4 protein-coding genes are annotated in these 2,590 nt (G+C 68.4%); 2 read left to right on the plus strand and 2 right to left on the minus strand.

Annotated features, from left to right (window positions below):
• The first annotated feature begins 11 nt into the window (after nucleotides 1-11).
• Entirely contained in the window at nucleotides 12-527 is a 516-nt protein-coding gene (locus AC2VON_RS12570; RefSeq protein ID WP_486953263.1) for a MarR family transcriptional regulator, read from the plus strand.
• A gap of 10 nt (nucleotides 528-537) precedes the next feature.
• The gene (locus AC2VON_RS12575; RefSeq protein ID WP_486953261.1) at nucleotides 538-1,401 is read left to right on the plus strand and encodes a lytic transglycosylase domain-containing protein; all 864 of its coding nucleotides are present in this window, start codon (nucleotides 538-540) and stop codon (nucleotides 1,399-1,401) included.
• A 141-nt stretch (nucleotides 1,402-1,542) separates the two neighbouring features.
• Here the strand turns inward: AC2VON_RS12575 and rfbC are convergent, their stop codons facing one another.
• Nucleotides 1,543-2,118, minus strand: coding sequence for a dTDP-4-dehydrorhamnose 3,5-epimerase (rfbC, locus tag AC2VON_RS12580; protein WP_486953264.1), 576 nt, complete (start codon nucleotides 2,116-2,118; stop codon nucleotides 1,543-1,545).
• A gap of 1 nt (nucleotide 2,119) precedes the next feature.
• Nucleotides 2,120-2,590: GDP-mannose 4,6-dehydratase (locus AC2VON_RS12585; protein WP_486953262.1), on the minus strand; the 471-nt coding region annotated here is incomplete at its 5' end.

A 2,590-nucleotide genomic window follows, 5' to 3' on the forward strand; every position in this document is an offset into this window, starting at 1 on the left:
TAAGAAAAGGCGTGCCCGCTTCCCGGCCGGCCCGGCCCGAGCAGCCCGACCCGATCGCTTCGGCGCGGGCCAACTGGGAGCGGGCCGGCTGGGGTGACGTGGCCGACGGGATGGTCGCGGTCACGTCGGTGATGCGGGCCCACCAGATTCTGCTGGCACGGGTGGAAGCCGCGCTGCGCCCGTATCACCTGAGCTTCTCCCGCTTCGAGCTGCTGCGGCTGCTGGCGTTCAGCCGCACCGGTGCGCTGCCGATCACCAAGGCCTCCGACCGGCTGCAAGTCCACCTCACCAGCGTCACGCATGCGATCGCCCGCCTGGAAGCCGCCGGCCTGGTCGAGCGCCTGCCACACCCCACCGATGGCCGGATCACGCTGGTGTCCATCACCGAGCGTGGTCGTTCGACGGTGGAGGCGGCGACGCTCACGCTGAACGACGAGGTGTTCGCCGACATCGGGATGTCGGCCCGCGAGGCGCGGGCGTTGTCATCGTCGATCGAGACACTGCGGCACAATGCCGGTGACTTCTAGGAGGGTAACCATGAGGGTCGTCTGGGCGTTCGTGATCGCCGTCTGCTCAGCGCTGAGCATGGTCGTGACCACGGCGATCACAGCGACGTCGGCCGCCGAGCCGCCGCCGGAAGCGGCCGCGCCCATCGCGTTCGCCGACAGCCTGGTCGCCGCCGAACAGACACTGCGCGACCCGTCGTCGTCGGAGGCCGCGCTGACGCAGGCCGCGCACCGCCAGCAGGTGGCCTACCGCGCCCTGGGCTGGCATCCGGAGTGGGACGCGCTCGCCCGCCGGCGGATTCCGCCGGCGCTGCTTGAGGTCTACGACCGCAACATCGACGCGCGCCGGCAGCTGGCCGCGCTGGTCGCCGGCGAGCCGAAGTCCACGCTGCCCGCGTGGCGCATCGATCCGCCGGCGCCGGCCGACGAGCTGCTCGGCTACTACCGCAAAGCCGAGGCGGCGAGCGGCGTCGGCTGGAACTACCTGGCGGCGATCAACCTGGTCGAAACCGGCTTCGGCCGCATCGTCGGCGCGAGCACCGCCGACGCGCGAGGTCCCATGCAGTTCCTGGTCTCGACGTTCGCCAAATACGGCGACGGCGGCGATATCTCCTCGCCGCACGACGCCATCATGGCCGCTGGCCGATACCTGGCCGCCAACGGCTTCGCCGGCGACCGCGAGCGCGCCATCTTCGGCTACAACCACTCCGAGCACTACGTCCGCGCGGTCGACGACTACGCCACCGTGCTCGCAACCGAACCCACCGCGTTCGGAAGTTACTACCGGTGGGACGTCTACTACCACACCACCGCCGGTGACGTGCTGCTGCCGGTCGGTTACGCCGAAACCCAACGAATCCCGGTCACCGCCTATCTGGCGGCCCATCCGCAGTGAAGCGGCCGCTTCACTGGCTACCTTGCGGCCGAGCATGCACAAAATCGCACTGTGCAGCTCCGCTGAGTGCGAGTTTGCGCATGCTCGCGGAGCCTGGCCCCGCTAGCGGAGCCTGGCCCCGCTCGCGGAGCCTGGCCCCGCTCAGGCTTGATCCCAGGTTGGCAATAGACCGGCGGCTTGGACTTCGGCCAGGGTGGGCGCGGCGGCGTCGCGCTCGGAGAGCCGCATCTTGTCTGTGGGCGTCGGCCAGTCGATGCCCAGCGCAGGGTCGGTGGCCGCGATGGTGTGCTCGCGCTGCGGGTTGTACTCGGCCGAACACAGATACAACACTGTCGAATTGTCTCGCAGGGCGAGGAACCCATGCGCCAAACCTTCGGAGATGTACACCGCGCGGCGGTCGCGGTCGTCGAGCAGCACCGAGTCCCAGTGGCCGAATGTCGGTGAGCCCACCCGGATGTCGACGGCGACGTCGAAGACCGAACCAGACACGCACGTCACGTATTTGGCCTGGCCCGGCGGCACCTCGGCGAAGTGCAGGCCACGTAGCACCCCGGCCGCCGACATCGAACAGTTGGCCTGCCGCAGGTCGAATCGGTGCCCAGCGAACGCGGTGAACTCGCGGTCGGTGAACCATTCGCAGAACAGCCCGCGGACATCGGCATGCTGGGCCGGGGTGAGTTCCCACGCACCCGGGATGTCGAGTTCGCGTACCGCCATGTCACTGACCCCGTTGTTCATATCGGACCTCGGTGGTGTCTTTGAGTGGCGCCCACCACGATTCGTTGGCGCGGTACCAGGCGATGGTGTCGCGCAGGCCGTCCTCGAAGTCGGTGTGCTGAGGTTTCCAGCCCAGCTCGTCGCGGAGCGCCGACGGGTCGATGGCGTACCGCAGGTCGTGGCCGGCCCGGTCGGGAACGTGGTCGAAGTCGTCGGGATCACGGTCCATCAGTCGCAGGATCGCCTGCAGCACCGCCAGGTTGGCGAGTTCCCCGTCCGCGCCGATCAAATAGGTGCGGCCGATCTGGCCGTGTTCCAGGATCTGCCACACCGCCGCGTTGTGGTCATCGACGTGAATCCAGTCGCGCACATTGTCGCCGCTGCCGTACAGCTTGGCGCGACGGCCGGTCAGCAGGTTGGTGATCTGGCGCGGAATGAACTTCTCCACATGCTGATACGGGCCGTAATTGTT

The sequence above is a fragment of the Mycobacterium sp. TH-M82 genome, from assembly GCF_057473605.1.

What these genes read in the sequence shown, in the direction of transcription:
- AC2VON_RS12575 (WP_486953261.1), top strand. Translation starts at nt 538, where the DNA reads ATGAGGGTCGTCTGGGCGTTCGTGATCGCCGTCTGCTCAGCGCTGAGC.
- rfbC (WP_486953264.1), bottom strand. Translation starts at nt 2,118, where the DNA reads ATGGCGGTACGCGAACTCGACATCCCGGGTGCGTGGGAACTCACCCCG.